This window comes from Sphingobacterium detergens (genome assembly GCF_003610355.1).
GTDB classification, from domain to species: Bacteria; Bacteroidota; Bacteroidia; order Sphingobacteriales; family Sphingobacteriaceae; genus Sphingobacterium; species Sphingobacterium detergens.
The window spans coordinates 792,488-811,453 of the sequence record NZ_RAPY01000002.1 but is presented as its reverse complement, the minus strand read 5'-3'; the positions used below and the strand labels follow the sequence as shown (position 1 = coordinate 811,453).

The following is an 18,966-nucleotide window of genomic DNA, read 5'->3' as shown; positions in this document are numbered from 1 at the left end:
AAAAATGTAAATTAGCTTAATTACACGAACTGGATTTTCACAATGCCAACAGCAACAAGATTATTTGATTTAGCCTATTTGCAACAAGAAACTGCACCTGGGTTTCCTATGTTTTCCTACAAAGACGGAGCGAATTGGGTAGCGGTAAGTAATACAGAATTTATTGAACGTGTCAATCAGGTATCCAAAGGTCTGATTGCCCACGGTGTCCAAGTAGGTGAAAAAGTTGCTTTAATCAGTGAAAACCGCATCGAATGGAATGTTCTTGATTTTGCAATCCAACAGATTGGTGCTGTGGTTGTCGCGATTTATCCGAATATCTCTGAATCAGATTACAGCTTTATATTCAACCATGCTGAGATTAAAAATTGTATCGTAAGCTCAAAAAAGCTATATACGAAGATCACTTCGATCAGAGACTCATGTCCACTCCTTGAACATATTTTTAGTTTAGACATAGAAGAGGATATACCGCATTGGCAGAGTTTCGTTGCTGATGGTGCTTCCATCACTGATGAGCAGCTTGAGACACTTCGAAATGCCGTTGGTACCGAGAGCCTCGCTTCCATCATTTACACATCAGGTACAACCGGAAATCCGAAGGGAGTTATGCTGGCCCACCGCAATCTATTGGCCGATACCATGAGTAGTGAGTACTCCTTCCCTGTCGGACGCGGAGACCGAGCGCTTTCCTTTCTGCCCGTTTGCCATGCCTACGAACGTGTCTTCCAATATGTCTATATGTATAAGGGTTTAACAATCTTTTTTGCCCAGTCGATTGATACCATTGGAGAAGATTTCAAATCAGTCCGACCACATATCTTTTCAGCTGTGCCCCGTGTACTTGAAAAAGTATATGAAAAAATTATTGCAACCGGTGAAAAACTGACTGGATTCAAACGCAAGATATTCTTCTGGTCTCTTCGTGTCGGTGAACAATACACATTAGAGAACCGTTCTTGGTGGTATGCTATCAAATTAAGTATTGCAAGAAAACTCGTCTTTTCAAAATGGCGGGAGGCCTTGGGAGGGGACATCAAAGGGGTTGCATCGGGCAGTGCTGCTTTACAAGAAAGATTAATCCGCTTGTATATGGCTGCCGGAATCCCTATTTATGAAGGTTACGGTCTAACCGAAGCAGGCCCCTGTATTGCTGTAAACTGCTTTAAAAGAGGAATGAAAATCGGTACAGTCGGTCTACCATTGATTAATATTGAAATCAAACTTGCCGAAGATGGGGAGATCCTCACCAAAGGTGAAAACAATATGCTTGGCTATTATAAAAATGAAGAAGCCACTGCTGAGGTACTCAAAGATGGTTGGCTATATACTGGAGATATCGGTCAATGGGTTGACGGCAAGTTTCTGAAAATAGTAGACCGCAAGAAAGAGATGTTCAAGACTTCTGGCGGCAAATATATTGTTCCCCAACAGCTTGAGTCCAAGATCGTAGAATCTTCTTTTATTGAACAGGTCATGGTGATCGGCGAATCCCGAAAATTCCCAGCAGCTTTAATTGTTCCAAATTATGTCAATCTTTTGGAATGGAGCAAGAACTCCGCTCCTTCATTGGCAAAATTGTCAAAAATAGAATTCCTGAACCATCCTGAAGTTAGACAGCAGATTGAGTCCGAACTCAATCGCATCAATCAAAATTTTGGTAACTGGGAGCAGATCAAGAAATTTGCAATTATTCCAAATGAAATGACAATAGAGACGGGTGAATTAACCCCCACCTTAAAGATGAAGCGAAAAATCATTCTTCAGAAGTATGAAAAAGAGGTTGAGGCGATTTACAATACTTAGTTAAATAAATAGACAAATCTATTTATCAGGGACAAACAATAAAGCATGTAAGATGTTGGGATCTGGATCAGACTTTCGTCTGCAGATTGAAATAAGAGTCGACTAGATCAGTATAAAATTGGAGCAAGCCCTCTTGCTTAGATATTAACGTAAAAATCATTAAGATCGATATTCAAAAAAATAGCCTCTGTCTCTGACAAAGGCTATTTTATATAGCAGAATTTTGTTCTTACGACTTCTTAGGCAGACGTTGACGAATTGCCTCATAAATAACAACCGCAGCCGATACAGACACATTCAAAGAACCTATTTCGCCATACATTGGTATCTTGGCAAGATTATCCGCGATACGGATTAAATCATTCGATACACCGACATCCTCGGCGCCCATGATGACACAGGTAGGTGCTGTATAATCCACGTCATAGATACTCGACGTTGTTTTTTCTGTACTCACAACCAATTGCACTCCTGAATCTATCAGAAATTTACCCACTTTCGAAAGGCTATCATGGCGGCAGACCGGAATTTTATACAATGCTCCAGCGGATGTTTTAATTGCATCCGGATTTATTTCAGCAGATCCTTTTTTCGGCACAATGATCGCATGCACACCTGAACATTCAGCCGTACGTGCAATAGCCCCCATATTACGAACGTCAGTTACACCATCTAACATCAAAAGTAAAGGAGTTTCACCTTTCTCATAGATCTGAGGTAAGAGATCTTCAATACTTTGATAGGTAATTGGCGATATAACCGCAATTACTCCTTGATGGTTTTTCCGTGTGATACGATTCAGTTTCTCAATAGGCACTTGCTGAAAAGCAATATCATGTTCTTTCAATAAGGATTTCAGTTCCAGAATCAAGCTACCACTTAATCCGCGTTGCACAAATAACGATTCAATTTCTTTACCACTATCGATCGCTTCGATGACGGCACGGATACCGAATACCATCTGATTTACTTCACGTTTTTCGCCGTGATCGCGATCACGTCTCTGAAAATTTCCTTGCATCATAAAACTAAATATTACCTTCCAAATAGAAGAGATTGCAAAGGTACAAAAATTAACAGGAATTAGAATGGTCGATTTAGCTTAAACCTAAGTTAAACTCCTTACGCAAAGTATCTAAAAGCGGATTTTTGGTTACCATAGCCTGATACTTTTCCTGCGAAGTGTACGGTTTGCGGGAAACCGTAAATTCCATCATAACACCTTGTAGATCTAGCGCAAAATTTTGCAGCTTTACCCGAAGATAATTCAACACATCCACTTTCGCGCTTTGCAGTACATCCATCTGTACACCATTTTCGACATCAATCTCGATCAATGTACCGTTCAAACGAGGTTGCGTAGTCGTCATCATCGTATACAGGTTGATTTTATTTTCTGTCTTCAACTGCTCAGCATAGGCATTCCAAATGGCTATGAATTGATTAAAGCCTACCTCACGTTGTTCAGTACCTCTTATTAATTCAGGTTCATCACCTTCTTTGGCAACCGAGTTGTTGTCATAAATGGTGTTCAAATCTGGCAATGATGGAATAATCGCTGAGGCAGCTGCCCCCCATCCTCCTTTTTTTACTTTTGGAGGTACATTTGAAACGGGATCATTTTTTACCTCGGGTTTAACAGCCGAAGTCTGGGGATTGGAAACTGTTGTTTGTGGGTTGGATACAGGTGTAGGAGTTGATACAACGGATGCTGGTGTCGCATTTTGTACTGTATTTCCGGAAGATGCTGCCGCAGAAGGACTTTCCTTTGCCTGCGAGACTACAGACTCAGGGAGTTTTTTTTTTACTCCTTCAGCTGCTGAAGGAACCTGTATAGAACCGAGCTGACTTAACTTAATGGCACTTGCGATGTGACACATTTTCAACAAAGCAAGTTCTACCTGTAAGCGTTGGTTTTTACTTGTTTTGTAATTTATTTCACACTGGTTTGAGATATTCAATGCGGACAATAAAAATCCCGAAGAAGCTTTCTGCGCTTGTTGTAAGTATTTTTGACGTATGCTATCGCTAACTTCCAATAATTTTAATGTCGCGGGCTCTCTGGCCACCAGCAGATTACGGAAATGAGCTGACAAACCAGCAATGAAATGACTTCCATCGAAGCCATGGTTCAAAATCTCGTTAAATGTCAAGAGCGTTTGTGCAGCATCTTCAGCCAAGATCGAATCCGTTAGCTTAAAATAATAATCGTAATCCAGAATATTCAGGTTGTCAATAACAGCCTGATAGGTTACATTTTTATTCGAGAAACTGACAATCTGATCAAACATAGACAATGCATCACGAAGACCACCGTCTGCCTTTTGCGCAATGATATGTAAACCATCTTGGTCATAAGCGATCGCTTCGCGGTCAGCTATTCTCGCCAGATGGCCTGCCATATCCTCCACCTTTATACGGTTGAAATCAAAAATCTGACAACGTGAAAGAATTGTTGGCAAAATCTTATGTTTCTCGGTTGTTGCAAGGATAAAAATTGCATAAGAAGGTGGTTCTTCCAATGTCTTCAAGAATGCATTGAAAGCGGCCTGTGAGAGCATGTGCACCTCATCGATGATATAGATCTTGTATTTTCCTGCCTGAGGTGGTATACGGACCTGATCAATGAGATTACGGATATCATCTACCGAGTTGTTGGATGCGGCATCGAGTTCGTGAATGCTGAAAGAATTGCCGTTTTGGAAGGATTTACAGCTATCACATTCGCCACAAGGCTCAGTTCCAGGTAAGATCTGTTCACAATTTATTGTTTTGGCCAAAATACGGGCGCAAGTAGTTTTACCAACACCACGTGGCCCACAGAATAAAAATGCCTGCGCCAACTGATTGTTGTGAATTGCATTCTTTAGGGTACCTGTAATGTGTTGCTGACCTACAACCGAATCAAAGGTAATCGGGCGGTATTTACGTGCAGAAACAATAAAATTATCCATTGCACGAAGATACGGATTTTAAAAAAGAAAATGGAAAAACTAAAACCTAAAAATCACAAGTCAGTAATTATTAATCTGCCAAATAGTTTGGAGGATTGTTATGTTTTCTAAAATCAACTAATTCATAATCTTTCAGAAGTCTCATACTTCTTATAACATAAGAAATCAGACAAAATAAACTCAACTATGTACGCATTTAGCCAAAAATCCTATACTATCTTTGAATTGATCAGGCCAACAAACACAAGTAAATAAAAAAGAATATAGAGTCATACAGCCATTGTTCAGTGCAAGCATGCTCGATTTTTGTCCTACTTTCTCCGAAAGTGTCTGTATTTCTCACACGACGTAAGAATTTCCCCTAAAATCCTGTATATGGATATTTAATGCTGGAGTAAAAAAGGCACACATGGTCAACTCATTTTACCGTTTCGGTCAAATTTTGATCTTATGGACTCAATATATTTGGGATGTGTAGAATCATTTAACAAACAAATCCGATTAAGACAATAAGTAAAAAATATAAAATAAATAGTGGCACGGTAGTGGTAGTTTTTAGCTAATAAATTATAAATACTTTTCCATACCATTCCCTCCTCCGCACTGCGGGCTATTCTAAAAATCCTACTTTTTGTGTAGTACAAGACGATGTTCCTATATTTTTTCCACCAATGTGTATCAAGCTAACATTTTTCCTATCATCAAGAAATTAATAAAAAGATAATATAAAACACACATAAAAATAACCTCCTTGTATTTTCTTTGTTATTAAAAATGAAAAATTATCTAACCATTTGTTTATTGTTTTTTCTCACAATAGTTTCTTGTAAGAAAAATACTACTTTTGAAAATGAAATTCAAAATGGAAAAATTAACACTAAAGCGTCTGCTATAAGTGATCCGAACGATCAAAATTTGAGCAGTTGGAATTGGGCAAATCAAAACACCGCTTTAATTTACTTTCTACCAAAAATTAATGGAGCCCTCTCTCCTTCATACGAAGTGAGTCTTCCTTGGACAATCCAAAATAATCCTGTGAATAATAATTTTGAACAAGATTATAAGCCAGAATTCGGTTGGGTATTATATTTAAAAGATTTCGGTACACCAGAGCGCCCGGCACAGACTCCTTTCTTTGCTTTATATAATAAGTATTCTGGTGTTCTCCGATTCTTTGTATACAATTATCGAGTTAAACATCTATCGGAGAGCTCAAAGACTCATTATGTTGGTATACTTGGCTTTCTTAATCCAAATAGTCATAAAAATGGTTTGTTATCTTTTTATGCAAATCCTCGAAATTCTGTTGTTGACTCCATTGATGCAAGCGTTAAACAAATTGTTGCTACTCAAAAAAATAAAGATGATACTTGGCTAAATTTTGACTACACTCTTACTGCTTTTAACCCCAACAGTATAACTTCTCCTATAAACGAGCTTGATATCTCCTTTACCGTTTATGGCGTAAATTCGACAGATATAGCTCTTGGTACGGATTTTAGCACATTAATTTCTAGAAGCTCAGCTGGCGCATCTGGCAGTGACCCTTCAAAATTTAGTCAATATCTAAACACTGGTTATGAAGTCGCGGGTCATCTGGAAACAATACTTAAAACATTCCCATCAAAAAGCGCTCAATCTATAAACTTCCTCAATAATCATAACTCACCATTAAGAGCTAATACACCTAAAGAAACAGTCGTAAACTCAAAACCGAAGGCTTCGATTATAGGCGCTATCACACTTGGAGCTACAGCATTAAAAGGAATAATTGGTATTGTTAAGTCATTTTCAGGTGGCAAAAAAAACTCGGCAACAAATACTCAAACTACAATACAGTATTCGGGAATTGTATCAACAACTGGAACAGCTAATTTGACCAATTATCTATATGGTATCCAGTTTACCCCACTCCCCCAAGCTCAACTCTCTGCATCAAGATACAAACCCGTCTATAATGGACCTGTCGGCCTGCTGGCTGTTCCTAATAACAGCGATATAAATCTCAGAATAACATTAAATGAATACAGCCCATGTAGTCACCTTTATGTGCAAGGTCAAAAAGAAATCCACGCTGAACATCGAATGACCACACATTGGATCAATGATTATTTTTCATCGATTGATCGAGTCCAAGGATTAAAAATGGATTCCATCAATGTTGTGCTAATTGATAATCACTTCGTAGAAAAGAATTATCTCAGTATCTTTATGGGCTTGAGAAATAACGTCCTAAACGATATTACCCATGTGTATCATAATAAAATACGTAATTACAACCTTGAACGAGGCTATTCGGCTGATAGCTCCTATACACACTCTAAATGGGTTTCATTCAAAGCACCATATCATGATGCAAATTTAACTTTAATAGATTTACATTATATCCATAGGGACAATCACGCTCCTACATATTCAAAAAACGAATTACCTCTAGTTGGGGTAGAAATACATTATAGAGTAACGGATCCAAACTACCCTAAAGCTGAATCCAGAGAACGAATTATATACAAAGTTTTCCAACCTAACATAAATGTTATAAGGTATCCCAAACAAGGATGTAGATTTAATCTGTAACCTTTTTGAATTAAAGTCAGTACCTTCCTTGGTTATTTGACATTAAAAAGATGAAGACAATTAGCAATTAATTATCTTCATCTTTTTCAATTTAATTGCATTCTCCGAAGAGTCTCCACAGAAACCTTTAGTATATCATCTCTTAGCCGAAAGATTGTTAGTAAAGCAATATATGCAATCCCAAAACCATTTTCTAAAATCCTTGCAAAATGCCTTTATATTTGTTAAATTTATATTACATTAATATTATTAAATTGTTAATAATTGAATATCAAAGGATGCCATATTGCCTTTTTGACCATTTTATGTTGGTTTACATGCAGTCTACAAATTGCTAGGGCGCAGCATCATGATTTCGATTTTTACGATGGGAAAGTTTCAATTAATGTACCACCATCTTTCAGTATTCCATTCAATGATAGTTTAACAGGAGCTCGCGTACAGGAGTTCTACCAAACTGCCGATCAGGCAGAATACCATGATCTGGTAAATAGTTTACTCGAATACAAAGATAAACAACACCTCAACGACTGGGTATATTATCAGCTTGTGCGTCGCACAGCACAACAAATTGCACCAAAAGCAGACAACTATGCACGTTACACGCTATACAAATGGTTTCTGATGTGCAAATCTGGATACGATGCACGTTTGGCAGTAGGAAATAATCAGATTGTCTTTTTTATTCAGAACAATGAGGATATTTCTGATATTCCTTTTTTTGAAGTTGATGGTAAAAAATATACCTGTTTAAATTTTCATGATTATGGAAAACTATTTCAACGAGCAGACACCTATATCCCCGTAAATATTAAAGTGCCGGAAGCCACCAACGATTTCAGCTATAAAATCACAAAGCTACCGGATTTTGTACCGGCAAACTACATTGAAAAACAAATTGCTTTCAATTACGGCCATAAAGCTTATCATTTTAACGTGAAGCTGAACAATGATATCAGTGATCTTTTTAAAAACTATCCTGGAGTAGATTTCGAGACCTACTTCAATATTCCATTGAGTAAGGAAACCTATCAATCATTGGTTCCTGCCCTCAAAGAAAATCTCAAAGGGAAGAAAGAGAAAGAAGGTGTAGATTATTTAATGCGGTTTACACGCTATGCCTTTTTATATGAAAATGATGAAGATAATTTTGGGACAGAAAAACGACTATCCCCAGAACAGACATTATTAAATAAATACAGCGACTGTGACGATCGTGCAGCACTATTCTTTTACTTGGTCAAAGAGATTTATAATCTCCCAATGATCACACTCTTGTACCCCACACATATCACCATGGCCGTTCAATTCGAACAGCCTATTGGTGATGCTATTTTATATAATGGAAAATACTATTCAGTATGTGAACCTACTCCGCAAGCGCAAAGTTTGGCTATAGGTCAATTATCTAATGAACTTAAAAAACAATCTTACCAGATTGTGTACCATTATGAACCGAGATAAAATACTGTTCCGAAAGCTACAAACAGTGTAAATTGTAGCGAAAACCAATAATACTAAGTTCTTCGATTTTTATTTAAGGTTTGTAAAACAAACTAATAAGAACGCTTAGTTACTAAAGTTTATCAATAAAATTCAATAGATCGGCATATTTACCATCTGTACGCTGAGCTGCAATAGTAACCGTGTTCACCCTACCTTCGTATTTTATTGTGATCACATAATCCGTTCCATCAGCACAACGCGCACATTCCTGTATGTTCGCATCTATCAACTTATATGTATCAATATAGGTTGACAACTGTTTTAATGTGGCCTCACTTGTTTTATAAACTTTATCTCTTTTAGCTTCCGGAACAAGACTTTTTGGATACTTAATTTCAGTCTTATTCTTATCAATAACGATATTTACAACATCACCCCATCCAGAAATTCCCTTTATTTCTATTTTAAGTCCATCAGGTTCAATATCAGATTTATCATCAGACTTTTTGCACCCAAGAAACAGGAAAATGCTTAACACAAATAAATAGATCGTTTTTCTCATAATTTAAAGCTTATATTATTTGACTATATAACGAAATATTCGCTCAAAATGCGACAAAAAAAATCCTGCTCGAGGCAGGATTTTCTATTTTACTAAACTATAATTATTCTAGTATTTATTGTTTTTAGGATCCCAACTAGCCCATCCTTTTGTCCAGTCTGTTGTACCCATAGCACCAATAAAAGTTTCTTTGGTAAAAGAAGCTAAATCACCTTCATACTTAGCTTTTCCTAATGCTGGTGAATCAGACTTCAATAGAAGGTTTGGCGCTGAAATGCTTGTACTGGTAAGACCAGCTGCAGCTACATTTGCAACAGTGAAATCACCAAATCCATTTAAATAACCCGTCAAATCGGCTACCGATCCAAAAGACGTAACATCTTTCAAGGAATAATTTGCAGCCGTTCCAAATACCATATTGTTAGATAAGATAGATCGACCTGCTTTTAGTTCCGCCGCTGGAAAATCAGAATTAAATTCTATCGCATTTGTTTTTGCTCCGACAATTATTGAATTAGCCAATACCATACGGCTATTTAATCCAAAGTGTACCGAGGCACCGTGTTTATCATTTCCTTCGGTTCCAGGACCAATAAAAGTGAAATTTGACAATACGGGTTTCGAATACAGACTATTTGCCACAGCAGCCTTATTTTCCAATTCAATACCGCGTGAAGTTCCCGCTCCATCTGAGATAATAGGATCTTTAATGGAAATTCCATACTGGATTTTACCTGAGTAACCTTGATCAAAATCAAAATCATCATCTGTACTTCTGTACGCAATAAGGTGCGTAGCGTTTACTGTACCGCCGAAAAATTCGAAAGCATCATCCCCACCATAAGATACCTGAATGTGATGGATCTTAGTCTCAGAGCCTACAGCACATAAGGTCAATCCATTAATTTCCTTATCCGTCTGAATTGCATTTCCAGCAAATTCAATCCGTGCATAAGTCAATTCTCCTGAATTATCATTTAACACAGGATTTGTTCCACCGCCATAAGTTGCAACATTTGCGCCTAATACACCGCTCTCATATTGAGAAGTTCCATCAGCAGAATTCACTGTTGATTTACCACATATAATAATACCTGACCAATCACCTATATTTCTATTACCCGCTGTCTGGTCCGAAGTAAATACAATCGGCTTATCAGCAGTACCATTTGCTTTTAGTTTACCGCCTTTTTCAACAATCAGAGCGGCTTTTGTTGCTTTCTCTCCTTTTATGATAGTGCCTGCAGGTATTTCTAAGGTCGCACCATCCATTACTTGTACATATCCTTTTAGCAAATATGTTTTTGAAGCACTTAAAACTTTGTTACTCGTAATTTTTCCTTCAATTACTTCTACATCTCCATTTCCTGGATTAGGATTAGGGTCAACTGGGTTTGGATCTGACTTACTGCAGCTGGCAATACTCATTGAGGTCGCTACTAAAGCTAATGCAAACCATTTTGAACTCATGTTTAATTTCATAATTTGTTTTTTTTTCAAAGCTACGCGCCAAGTGTAACCTTAATGTTAACTAATATTTATTTAATCTTTAAAATCTATAACCAAATGAAAGAGATACATTTCTACCATACTGAATAGAATTTATTAAGCGATCCCCCGCTTCATTATACTTTCCACTTTTGTCTACATCTTGATAGAAAATAGATTTACTATCCAATATATTTCCAACATTTAATTTTAACTCAGCTTTTTTAGCAGCAAATTTTTTGGAAAGCTGGAAATCCAAAACACTTCTTGGGGCTTCAAAGATATCAGGATATTCGCTTATAAAATTTCCATTCTCATAGCGTCCAAATCCTACTATATCTATTCTACGACCAATACGATTAAAGAACAAATTCGCGTCAAAAAGGCGATCAGATGAATATTGTAGACCTAAATTCAATAAGAACGGTGATTGTCCATATAATGATCTTTTATTTTCCATAGTCGATTGAGAGCCTTCGAAATTCACCTCTGACTTCATAATCGCCGCATTTGTACTAAAAACCAAATTTTTGAAGAATTCTACGTCTGGATCAATAAATCCAAAATCATGACGGATCTCAATTTCTCCTCCGAGTATATAGGCTTTTGGAGCATTAGTGAAAGACATCAATTTACTCGCTGGAGAAGATCCTGAAATAATATTTGATTCAATCGGATCTTTCAAATCTTTATAAAATGCAGAAACAGAGATCAACTTTCCGAGGCTTGGATAAAACTCGTAGCGCAAATCAAAATTTGAAATTCTTGTTCTTTTAACATCTGGATTTCCTTTTTTTGTAATACCAGTCACAAAGTCATAAAAAGAAAAAGATGCTAATTCACGAAATTGTGCTCTCGCTAAGGTGTTGGAGAAACTAAATCTCAAATTGGTTTTTGAATTTAGTTCATATGTTAAGTTAAGTGATGGCAAGAAATCATTATAGGTATTATTTACGTTGTTTTCCTCACTAGAATTTAATGCGCCAGTAAGCAATTTTTCCTTATAATTTTCATAACGAACACCTAAACTAGCTTTCAACTTTTCAGTGACTTTTCCCGAAAGCATCGCAAAAGCAGCATTCAAGTCACCAGTTCCTTCATAATAATTATCTGGGTTCGTAATATCCTCTAATATTAGGGTTGTGCTAGAAATATTTTCAGGAGCAAAAATAGTATTTAACGGCATAGACAAAAGCTTTCTTTGATCAGCCGTGGTTTCGCTTAAATCTTTATAAGCTAAGACTCTTGCATCAACTGTCCGTTTTTTATTTTGCTTTAACACACCTGTTTTTAAGGTTTGCTCCTGGCCTAAAAATTTTGTCGATATAGACCAGTTTACAGCCCCTCCATAAATATTTTCATTTAATGTACTATAAAATCGTCCTGCACCTGTTGGTGTTGGGCTTGTTCCCACACTTATAACATAAGGGGCATCAGCACCGCTGTTTTCCTTTTTCCCATAGATCGTTCTTCTCAAATCTGGCTGATCGACATTAACATTACTATAGGAAAGGTTCCAAGATAATTTTGATTGCTTATCGCTGTTAAGTAGATATTCACCGTCAAAAACAGAGTTAAACATCCGTTTCTGAATTGTTTCAAGTAAGGTAACCTTTCTAAGCTCTTTCGTCCCATCATCAGCCCATCCTTCTCGCTGAGTATAAGATTGTTCTAAACCTTGATTAAAGATGTTCTTAAAGGATAGCTTAAGATCATTTTTAATATATGATATATTGCCTAACGCTCCTACATTAGAATTGAATCGATAATATGTATCATTGTAACTAAAGATTTTAAGATCCTTCCCCTGATCCAACGTATTAAAGTCATTTCTTACTTCTGGTGAAATTGTTTCAGAATTACGGTAGGATAAGGATCCGATAATACCTAATTTGCCTTCATTTCTAAGTAGGTAGGAATTACCAAACGTAACCTGCGCATTTTGAGCCGGTAGTACTTTTCCAAGTTTTTCAGTTACCCAAGTATTTTTAAATTGTTTACTATAATTTACTTTATCACTAAGATTCAGATTGGAGTATTCTTGAAAAGACCCTGGAAAATTATTTGGCAGTTTATTATCAGGATTCAACGTCGCAAAATAATTCCCAACTGTTCTCTTATTTCCATAAAAATCTTTAAAAGTACTCAAAGAATTATACCCAAGACCAACAGATACTTCAAAAGATTTTCTGTCAGGAAAGTCTTTTGTTTTTACATTTATAGCGCCTCCTGTTAAATCTCCTGGTAAATCAGCGCTTGCCGTTTTACTAATAACAATATTATCGATCAGTGAAGAAGGAATAATATCAAATGAAAATGCTTTACGATCTGATTCCGTACTTGGCAACGGACTATTATTTAGCAATGCTGAATTATAACGATCACTTAGTCCGCGGATAATAATAAATTTATTATCCTGAACACTTGCACCACTAACACGCTTTAATACTTCACCCGTATTTTTATCTGGTGTTTTCTTGATTACTTCAGCTGAAATACCATCTGAAATTGAAATACTATTCTTCTGTTGTGCATACAACGCACCTATCGATTCCTTTTTAAATGTACCAGTAATTACAACCTGATCGAGTACTTTACCCTCGGAGTTGTCAAGAACCACATCTAAATTCGTAACATCCTTATCTTTAATCTCTACATCAGTGATTTGCTTTGTTGCAAAACCCAAATAGCTAAATTCCAATGTGTACTTTCCTGCTGGTACTGCAGGAATATTATAATTACCTGTTACATCCGAACTTCCTACACGTGCTGTGCCAAGAACCTTTACCGTCACCCCCGCGATGGTCTCTCCTGTTTTGACATTTGTAACTTTACCTGCAACCTTCCCACTCCCTTGTGCATAAACTGTTGTTGACGCAGCTACGACGAACGTAATGGCAGCAGCGATTCTTTTAAGTTGTAATTGTGGTTCCAATTTATTTTGTTTTTTGTTTCTGCAAAGCTATTGGCAGAATATTATATTAACATTAACAACGAATTACCATTACGTAAACCACTTGTTAATTTAATGTTACCTTGGGAATTTTAAATTAAGATTTTGGACAAAAACCCACCTGAAGCAGGATTTGAGCGATTATCCCATCATTTCGATGAGATGATATTAATGAAGTGTAATAAAATTATTAAGTCGAAAAGTTATTAACATATAAAGGTCGGTTTTAGGTTTTAGTACATTTACTTATATATATCATTGTAACTCGATAAGAATAGATATTCGTTCATATTATTGTTTAGAAGCAAGAATGATCTTATTATTGCAATAATATTGCATATGCAAAGCAATTTCTCTAAGTTTGAATATATTTTCAATTTTTGAGCATATGAGCAATCCGATCGTATCTACTGAGCAGCTAACATTCCGATATACCAATGCAAAAAGCATCGAATTTCCTGACATCCATATCGAGAAAGGACAACATACACTACTATTGGGAGATTCAGGTACAGGTAAAACAACCTTACTGAATATGTTAGGTGGCTTATCCCGACCTGATACCGGTCATGTTAAAATTAATGGTCAAGATCTTTCGCTATTATCAAATAGCAAACTAGATAAATTCAGATCGCAATATATTGGGTTTATCTTCCAGGAAGCTCACCTTCTCAAAAATTTAACCTTGCTAGAAAACATCAAATTGGCACAGTCGCTGGCTGGAAAAAAAGTCAATATAGATGAGATTCATCAGGTATTGAAACAATTGCAGTTGGACCACAAAACCGCGGCCTATCCAAACGAACTGAGCCGTGGTCAATTGCAACGTGCCGCGATTGCACGTAGTGTCATTAATAAACCGGCACTACTCATTGCGGATGAACCTACAGCCGCTTTAGATGATAATAATACAAATCGTGTATTAGAACTTCTTTTGGGCATTGCAGATACCGCTGGCTCAACGTTGTTGATCACAACACACGATAAACGGATCAAGGATCAATTTTCAAAAATGTATCTCTTAAAATAATTGCTTACAGCCCATATCTCTCACCCTTTTTTATTCAACATTTGCTATGAACACGATACAGTTGGTTTGGAAAAATTTAAGTAAACAGTTTGGTTCTGTCTTTTTGAGTATCTTACTGACAGCTTTTGGAATTTCCATACTGGCAGTGCTCTCCATCACAGGTGAAACATTTGAAAAGCAACTCGACAACAACAGTAAGAACATTGACCTTGTCATCGGAGCCAAAGGTAGTCCACTCCAATTGATCTTGTCCAGCGTATATCATATCGACAATCCAACAGGAAATATCCCCTTAGATGAACTCGAACCGCTCCGCCAGAATCCTCTTGTCCAATTGGCGGTTCCGCTATCCCTGGGCGATAATTTTAAAGGACACCGTATCGTGGGAACAGATTCTTCTTTTCTGACGATTTACGATACTAAAATAAACGAAGGGCGCATTTGGCAAAAAAACTTTGAAGTTGTTATTGGTGAGCAGGTCGCAAAAAAACACCACTTTAAACTAGGCGACCAAATCAACAGCTCACATGGACTGAGCAAAGATGGTCATAGCCATGACGAACACCCTTTTACAATCGTCGGTATTCTAAAGCAAAATAACAACGTAACGGACAACCTCATATTGACCAACCTTGAGAGCGTTTGGGATGTGCATGGTATTGCACATGCACACAACGACCAGGAAACTCCGGCACAAAAAGAACAACGTGAACGCGAAGAAGATAGGCAAGAGACGGTCAAAGCACACCAACATCACCACGGCGAAGACCTCCCGGAAAATTCTTCAGTTCAGACTACAACCGAAGAAAAAGAGCATCACGATCACGCAGATCACGACCATGATCATGAAGAGGAAGGTGTATTTGTCAAATCTATTGGAGCCGATATGGTTAAACAAAACGGACTGGAAATAACGGCTATCTTAGTAAAATATCAGTCAGCTGCAGCTATTGGTATACTGCCCAAAATGATCGATCAACAAACAGATATGCAGGCCGCTTCTCCAGCAATGGAAAGTACACGTCTGTTTTCACTCCTAGGTGTAGGAATAGACTCATTAGCCATCCTTGCCTATGTCATTATGTTCATTGCGGGGCTGAGCGTGTTTATTAATCTCTATAATGCACTGAAACAACGTAAATATGATCTTGCTATTATGCGTACACTCGGTGCCTCTAAGGGCAAATTATTCAACATTGTCCTGCTCGAAGGTTTGACCATAACAATTGTCGGTGGACTGATAGGTTTGCTATTGGCACATTTGGCATTGTATTATATCAGCAACCAAACAAGCCAAAGCGCGGATTTTATCGAAGCTTTTAAGTTACATCCAAAAGAATTGGTATTTTTGTTAGTAGCTTGTCTCATTGGCGTTCTAGCCGCTTTGATTCCTGCAATCAAGGCTTATAAGACAAGTATATCAGGAACTTTGTCGAACAAATAGGTTAAAAATAGAATAAATGGACAATTGGGGTAAAAGCGTACGAATAACATATACGAGGTAAATCTTAAATTTGCGTCATCAAAATCTCAATACTCAATACTAAAATAATGAAAACAATTATTACAGCATTCGCATTTATATGCTTCGTCATACAAGTACAAGCACAGATTGGTAATAATCCCGATGTACCTGACCATACCCCCATGATGAACAAAACATGGGATGCTATTGATAAAATGGCTTACAAAGTAACTTATAATGGGGCGAAAAAGGTCTATACTCCTTTTTATCCAAAAGAGCTCAAAGCGCTTGAAAACAAAGTGGTCGAATTACCTGGCTATATGGTCCCGCTACATAGTGGACGTAATCACAAGAACTTTATGATGTCAGTCCTACCTGTTATGCAGTGTCAGTTTTGTGGTTCCAACGGAATCCCGCCCATGGTAGAAGTAACCTTAAAGGGTGGGGCAATTAAATTCTCCGAAGATCCTATCAAACTAAAAGGAAAGATGGTTTTTACAAAGGATCCTCTTAAAGGAAACTCCGAAATCCAGATCATAGATGCTGAGCTTGCAAAATAATAGAAACAGCATATCATCAATGCTGAATCTTGTCTATCCGAAATAGATTAGGTTCACATTGATCTTTTATCGCAAAGATTTATCTATTGATTAGTGAGGTCTCAAGACAAGCTGCCAAAGCTGCTGTCTCCGTACGTAAACGTGCATCCCCAAGGGATATCGGTTGAAAGCCCGCCGCTAAAGCCAAATCAATTTCCTCTGCTGAAAAATCACCTTCTGGGCCTATCAAAATAATATAATGCTGTCCCGCTTCAACTATTTGGTTTAAATATTTCTTATCGGAATCAACACAGTGCGCAATCGCTTTTTGGGTACCGTCCTTCGGAATATCCTTTATAAACTGTTTAAACGATACAGCGGGATTCAATTGAGGTAAATACGCTTTTAAAGATTGCTTCATGGCTGATACAATGACTTTATTCAAGCGATCCAACTTTACTTCCTTGCGTTCTGAATGTTCACAGATAATAGGTGTAATCTCTTGAATCCCCACTTCGGTAGCTTTCTCCAAAAACCACTCAATACGATCTATATTCTTGGTCGGTCCAACAGCAATATGCAAATGATAGTTTGGCTGTTGGTAGTTCTCCTTGATACTTAAAATGCGAAGTACAGTACGTTTCGGATGTGGATCTATAATCTCAGCTTTGTACAGCCCGCCCCGACCGTCTATTAAATATAAACGATCTCCCGTATTCATGCGAAGCACACGAATAGCATGTTTGCTTTCTTCCTCAGAGAGGATAAAATTTTCTAAAGAAGGATTTAATTCCGGTGTAAAAAATAACTGCATGTACTGTTCATTGTGGCCTTATTCCGCTACATCATCGTCAGCAGACTCGACCAATTCCAGTTTGACAAATTCAATATTCTGTTGGGCTTTGCGGATAATTGTAAATACATAACCATATTCTTGTTTCCGCTCACCTACCTCAGGAATTTTATCAAAGATTTCACTGACCAATCCAGCCATGGTATCGTAATCCTGGCTTGCTGGTAATTCGATCGGAAGAAACTCATTCACATCATGAATGCTAGCTCCCGCATCTACCATATACTCTGTTTCAGAGATACGTTCGACAACAGGTGTTTCCTCATCATACTCATCTTGGATCTCACCTACCAACTCCTCCACGATATCCTCCAAGGTAGCCATCCCTGCTGTACCTCCAAATTCATCCAGCACAATAGCCAATTGAAGGCGTCGTTGCTGAAACTCAGCCATCAAATCATTGATTTTTTTGGTTTCAGGAATAAAGTATGGTTTACGCATGATGTTTTTCATCACCACTTCTTTGCCTTTAGCCAAAAGCGGAAGAATATCCTTCGTATGCACAATACCAACAATCTGATCGATATTATCCTCGTAGATCGGAATACGTGAATAGCCCTCCTCGGTCATCGTCTCAATCAATTCAGATGCATCTGCGGTCACCTCAACAGCGACAATCTTAGTCCTCGGTACCATAATATTCTTTACGATACGTTCGTTAAAATCGAAGACGTTTTTGATCAACTCATGCTCAGAAATATCCAATGCTCCGGATTCTTTTCCTTTATCTAAAAGGTATTGTAATTCCTCAGAAGAATGGGCAGATTCACCTTTTGTTACTTCAAATCCTAAAATTTTAAGCAGAAAATTAGCAAAACCGTTCAAGATCCAAATAAAGGGTCTAAAGATAAAATAGAAAAATTGCAGTGGGACCGCAATCTTCATTGTTGTAGCAACGGGTTTTTGAATTGCAATTGACTTGGGAGCTAACTCACCAAAAACAATATGCAATACGGTAATGATCGCAAAGGCTAACACATGTCCGGCTTTCGTTGCTATGCTACCGGTCAATTCAACACCAAAGAAACCCAATGCGCCCTGCACAATCTGGGTCATTACAGCTTCCCCTACCCAACCTAAAGCCAGAGAAGAAAGTGTAATACCCAATTGTGTAGCGGCCAAATAACCATCCAAATGCTCCGTTATACTTTTGGCAATTGTAGCAACTTTGCTACCTGTTTTCGCCTGAACTTCAATTTGGGAGACTCGGACTTTGACAATAGCAAACTCAGCTGCAACGAAAAAACCGTTGGCCAATACTAAAAACAATGTCCAAAAAATATCGAGCGCCAT

General features: G+C 37.5%; 13 protein-coding genes. 6 read left to right on the top strand and 7 right to left on the bottom strand.

From position 1 onward, the window contains the following. The first annotated feature begins 42 nt into the window (after positions 1 to 42). Positions 43 to 1,806 (top strand): AMP-dependent synthetase/ligase, encoded by a 1,764-nt coding sequence (locus tag DFQ12_RS15380; protein ID WP_120259927.1) that lies wholly within the window; start codon positions 43 to 45, stop codon positions 1,804 to 1,806. A gap of 229 nt (positions 1,807 to 2,035) precedes the next feature. On the opposite strand, the gene rlmB is transcribed toward DFQ12_RS15380, so the two are convergent. Together rlmB and DFQ12_RS15370 are read right to left on the bottom strand one after the other, a co-directional pair. Beyond that, positions 2,036 to 2,830 (bottom strand): 23S rRNA (guanosine(2251)-2'-O)-methyltransferase RlmB, encoded by a 795-nt coding sequence (gene rlmB, locus DFQ12_RS15375; RefSeq protein ID WP_410528668.1) that lies wholly within the window; start codon positions 2,828 to 2,830, stop codon positions 2,036 to 2,038. A gap of 73 nt (positions 2,831 to 2,903) precedes the next feature. Beyond that, complete coding sequence (locus DFQ12_RS15370; RefSeq protein ID WP_120259926.1) at positions 2,904 to 4,760, bottom strand: DNA polymerase III subunit gamma/tau; 1,857 nt, start codon at positions 4,758 to 4,760, stop codon at positions 2,904 to 2,906. A gap of 774 nt (positions 4,761 to 5,534) precedes the next feature. Here DFQ12_RS15370 and DFQ12_RS15365 point away from each other — a divergent pair. Continuing rightward, positions 5,535 to 7,337: a hypothetical protein gene (locus DFQ12_RS15365; protein WP_120259925.1), complete on the top strand. Its 1,803-nt coding sequence runs from the start codon at positions 5,535 to 5,537 to the stop codon at positions 7,335 to 7,337. A 264-nt stretch (positions 7,338 to 7,601) separates the two neighbouring features. Further along, positions 7,602 to 8,801, top strand: coding sequence for a hypothetical protein (locus tag DFQ12_RS15360; RefSeq protein WP_120259924.1), 1,200 nt, complete (start codon positions 7,602 to 7,604; stop codon positions 8,799 to 8,801). Between the two features lie 112 nt (positions 8,802 to 8,913). Here DFQ12_RS15360 and DFQ12_RS15355 read toward each other — a convergent pair whose 3' ends face one another. The 3 genes from DFQ12_RS15355 to DFQ12_RS15345 form a co-directional block, all read right to left on the bottom strand. Beyond that, the gene (locus DFQ12_RS15355) at positions 8,914 to 9,345 is read right to left on the bottom strand and encodes a hypothetical protein (RefSeq protein ID WP_120259923.1); all 432 of its coding nucleotides are present in this window, start codon (positions 9,343 to 9,345) and stop codon (positions 8,914 to 8,916) included. A 108-nt stretch (positions 9,346 to 9,453) separates the two neighbouring features. Then, positions 9,454 to 10,827, bottom strand: a complete 1,374-nt coding sequence (locus tag DFQ12_RS15350; RefSeq protein WP_120259922.1) for a hypothetical protein — start codon at positions 10,825 to 10,827, stop codon at positions 9,454 to 9,456. A gap of 67 nt (positions 10,828 to 10,894) precedes the next feature. Next, positions 10,895 to 13,768: a TonB-dependent receptor gene (locus DFQ12_RS15345; RefSeq protein ID WP_120259921.1), complete on the bottom strand. Its 2,874-nt coding sequence runs from the start codon at positions 13,766 to 13,768 to the stop codon at positions 10,895 to 10,897. A 406-nt stretch (positions 13,769 to 14,174) separates the two neighbouring features. On the opposite strand from DFQ12_RS15345, the gene DFQ12_RS15340 reads away from it, so the two are divergent. The 3 genes from DFQ12_RS15340 to DFQ12_RS15330 all read left to right on the top strand — a co-directional run bounded on the left by DFQ12_RS15340 (position 14,175) and on the right by DFQ12_RS15330 (position 16,841). Further along, on the top strand, positions 14,175 to 14,816 hold the full coding sequence (locus DFQ12_RS15340) for an ABC transporter ATP-binding protein (RefSeq protein ID WP_120259920.1): 642 nt from the start codon (positions 14,175 to 14,177) through the stop codon (positions 14,814 to 14,816). Positions 14,817 to 14,862: 46 nt separating this feature from the next. Next, the gene (locus DFQ12_RS15335; protein ID WP_120259919.1) at positions 14,863 to 16,260 is read left to right on the top strand and encodes an ABC transporter permease; all 1,398 of its coding nucleotides are present in this window, start codon (positions 14,863 to 14,865) and stop codon (positions 16,258 to 16,260) included. A gap of 107 nt (positions 16,261 to 16,367) precedes the next feature. Then, positions 16,368 to 16,841: a hypothetical protein gene (locus DFQ12_RS15330; protein WP_120259918.1), complete on the top strand. Its 474-nt coding sequence runs from the start codon at positions 16,368 to 16,370 to the stop codon at positions 16,839 to 16,841. Between the two features lie 79 nt (positions 16,842 to 16,920). On the opposite strand, the gene DFQ12_RS15325 is transcribed toward DFQ12_RS15330, so the two are convergent. After that, a complete protein-coding gene (locus DFQ12_RS15325) occupies positions 16,921 to 17,634 on the bottom strand; it encodes a 16S rRNA (uracil(1498)-N(3))-methyltransferase (RefSeq protein ID WP_120259917.1) in 714 nt (237 codons plus the stop codon). Between the two features lie 18 nt (positions 17,635 to 17,652). Further along, the gene (locus DFQ12_RS15320) at positions 17,653 to 18,966 is read right to left on the bottom strand and encodes a hemolysin family protein (protein WP_120259916.1); all 1,314 of its coding nucleotides are present in this window, start codon (positions 18,964 to 18,966) and stop codon (positions 17,653 to 17,655) included.

Excerpts from the sequence above, each read along its gene's own strand:
- DFQ12_RS15320 (WP_120259916.1), bottom strand. The coding sequence starts at position 18,966 with ATGGCGCTCGATATTTTTTGGACATTGTTTTTAGTATTGGCCAACGGT.
- DFQ12_RS15340 (WP_120259920.1), top strand. The coding sequence starts at position 14,175 with ATGAGCAATCCGATCGTATCTACTGAGCAGCTAACATTCCGATATACC.
- DFQ12_RS15325 (WP_120259917.1), bottom strand. The coding sequence starts at position 17,634 with ATGCAGTTATTTTTTACACCGGAATTAAATCCTTCTTTAGAAAATTTT.
- DFQ12_RS15365 (WP_120259925.1), top strand. The coding sequence starts at position 5,535 with ATGAAAAATTATCTAACCATTTGTTTATTGTTTTTTCTCACAATAGTT.
- DFQ12_RS15330 (WP_120259918.1), top strand. The coding sequence starts at position 16,368 with ATGAAAACAATTATTACAGCATTCGCATTTATATGCTTCGTCATACAA.
- DFQ12_RS15380 (WP_120259927.1), top strand. The coding sequence starts at position 43 with ATGCCAACAGCAACAAGATTATTTGATTTAGCCTATTTGCAACAAGAA.
- DFQ12_RS15370 (WP_120259926.1), bottom strand. The coding sequence starts at position 4,760 with ATGGATAATTTTATTGTTTCTGCACGTAAATACCGCCCGATTACCTTT.
- rlmB (WP_410528668.1), bottom strand. The coding sequence starts at position 2,830 with ATGATGCAAGGAAATTTTCAGAGACGTGATCGCGATCACGGCGAAAAA.
- DFQ12_RS15355 (WP_120259923.1), bottom strand. The coding sequence starts at position 9,345 with ATGAGAAAAACGATCTATTTATTTGTGTTAAGCATTTTCCTGTTTCTT.
- DFQ12_RS15335 (WP_120259919.1), top strand. The coding sequence starts at position 14,863 with ATGAACACGATACAGTTGGTTTGGAAAAATTTAAGTAAACAGTTTGGT.
- DFQ12_RS15350 (WP_120259922.1), bottom strand. The coding sequence starts at position 10,827 with ATGAAATTAAACATGAGTTCAAAATGGTTTGCATTAGCTTTAGTAGCG.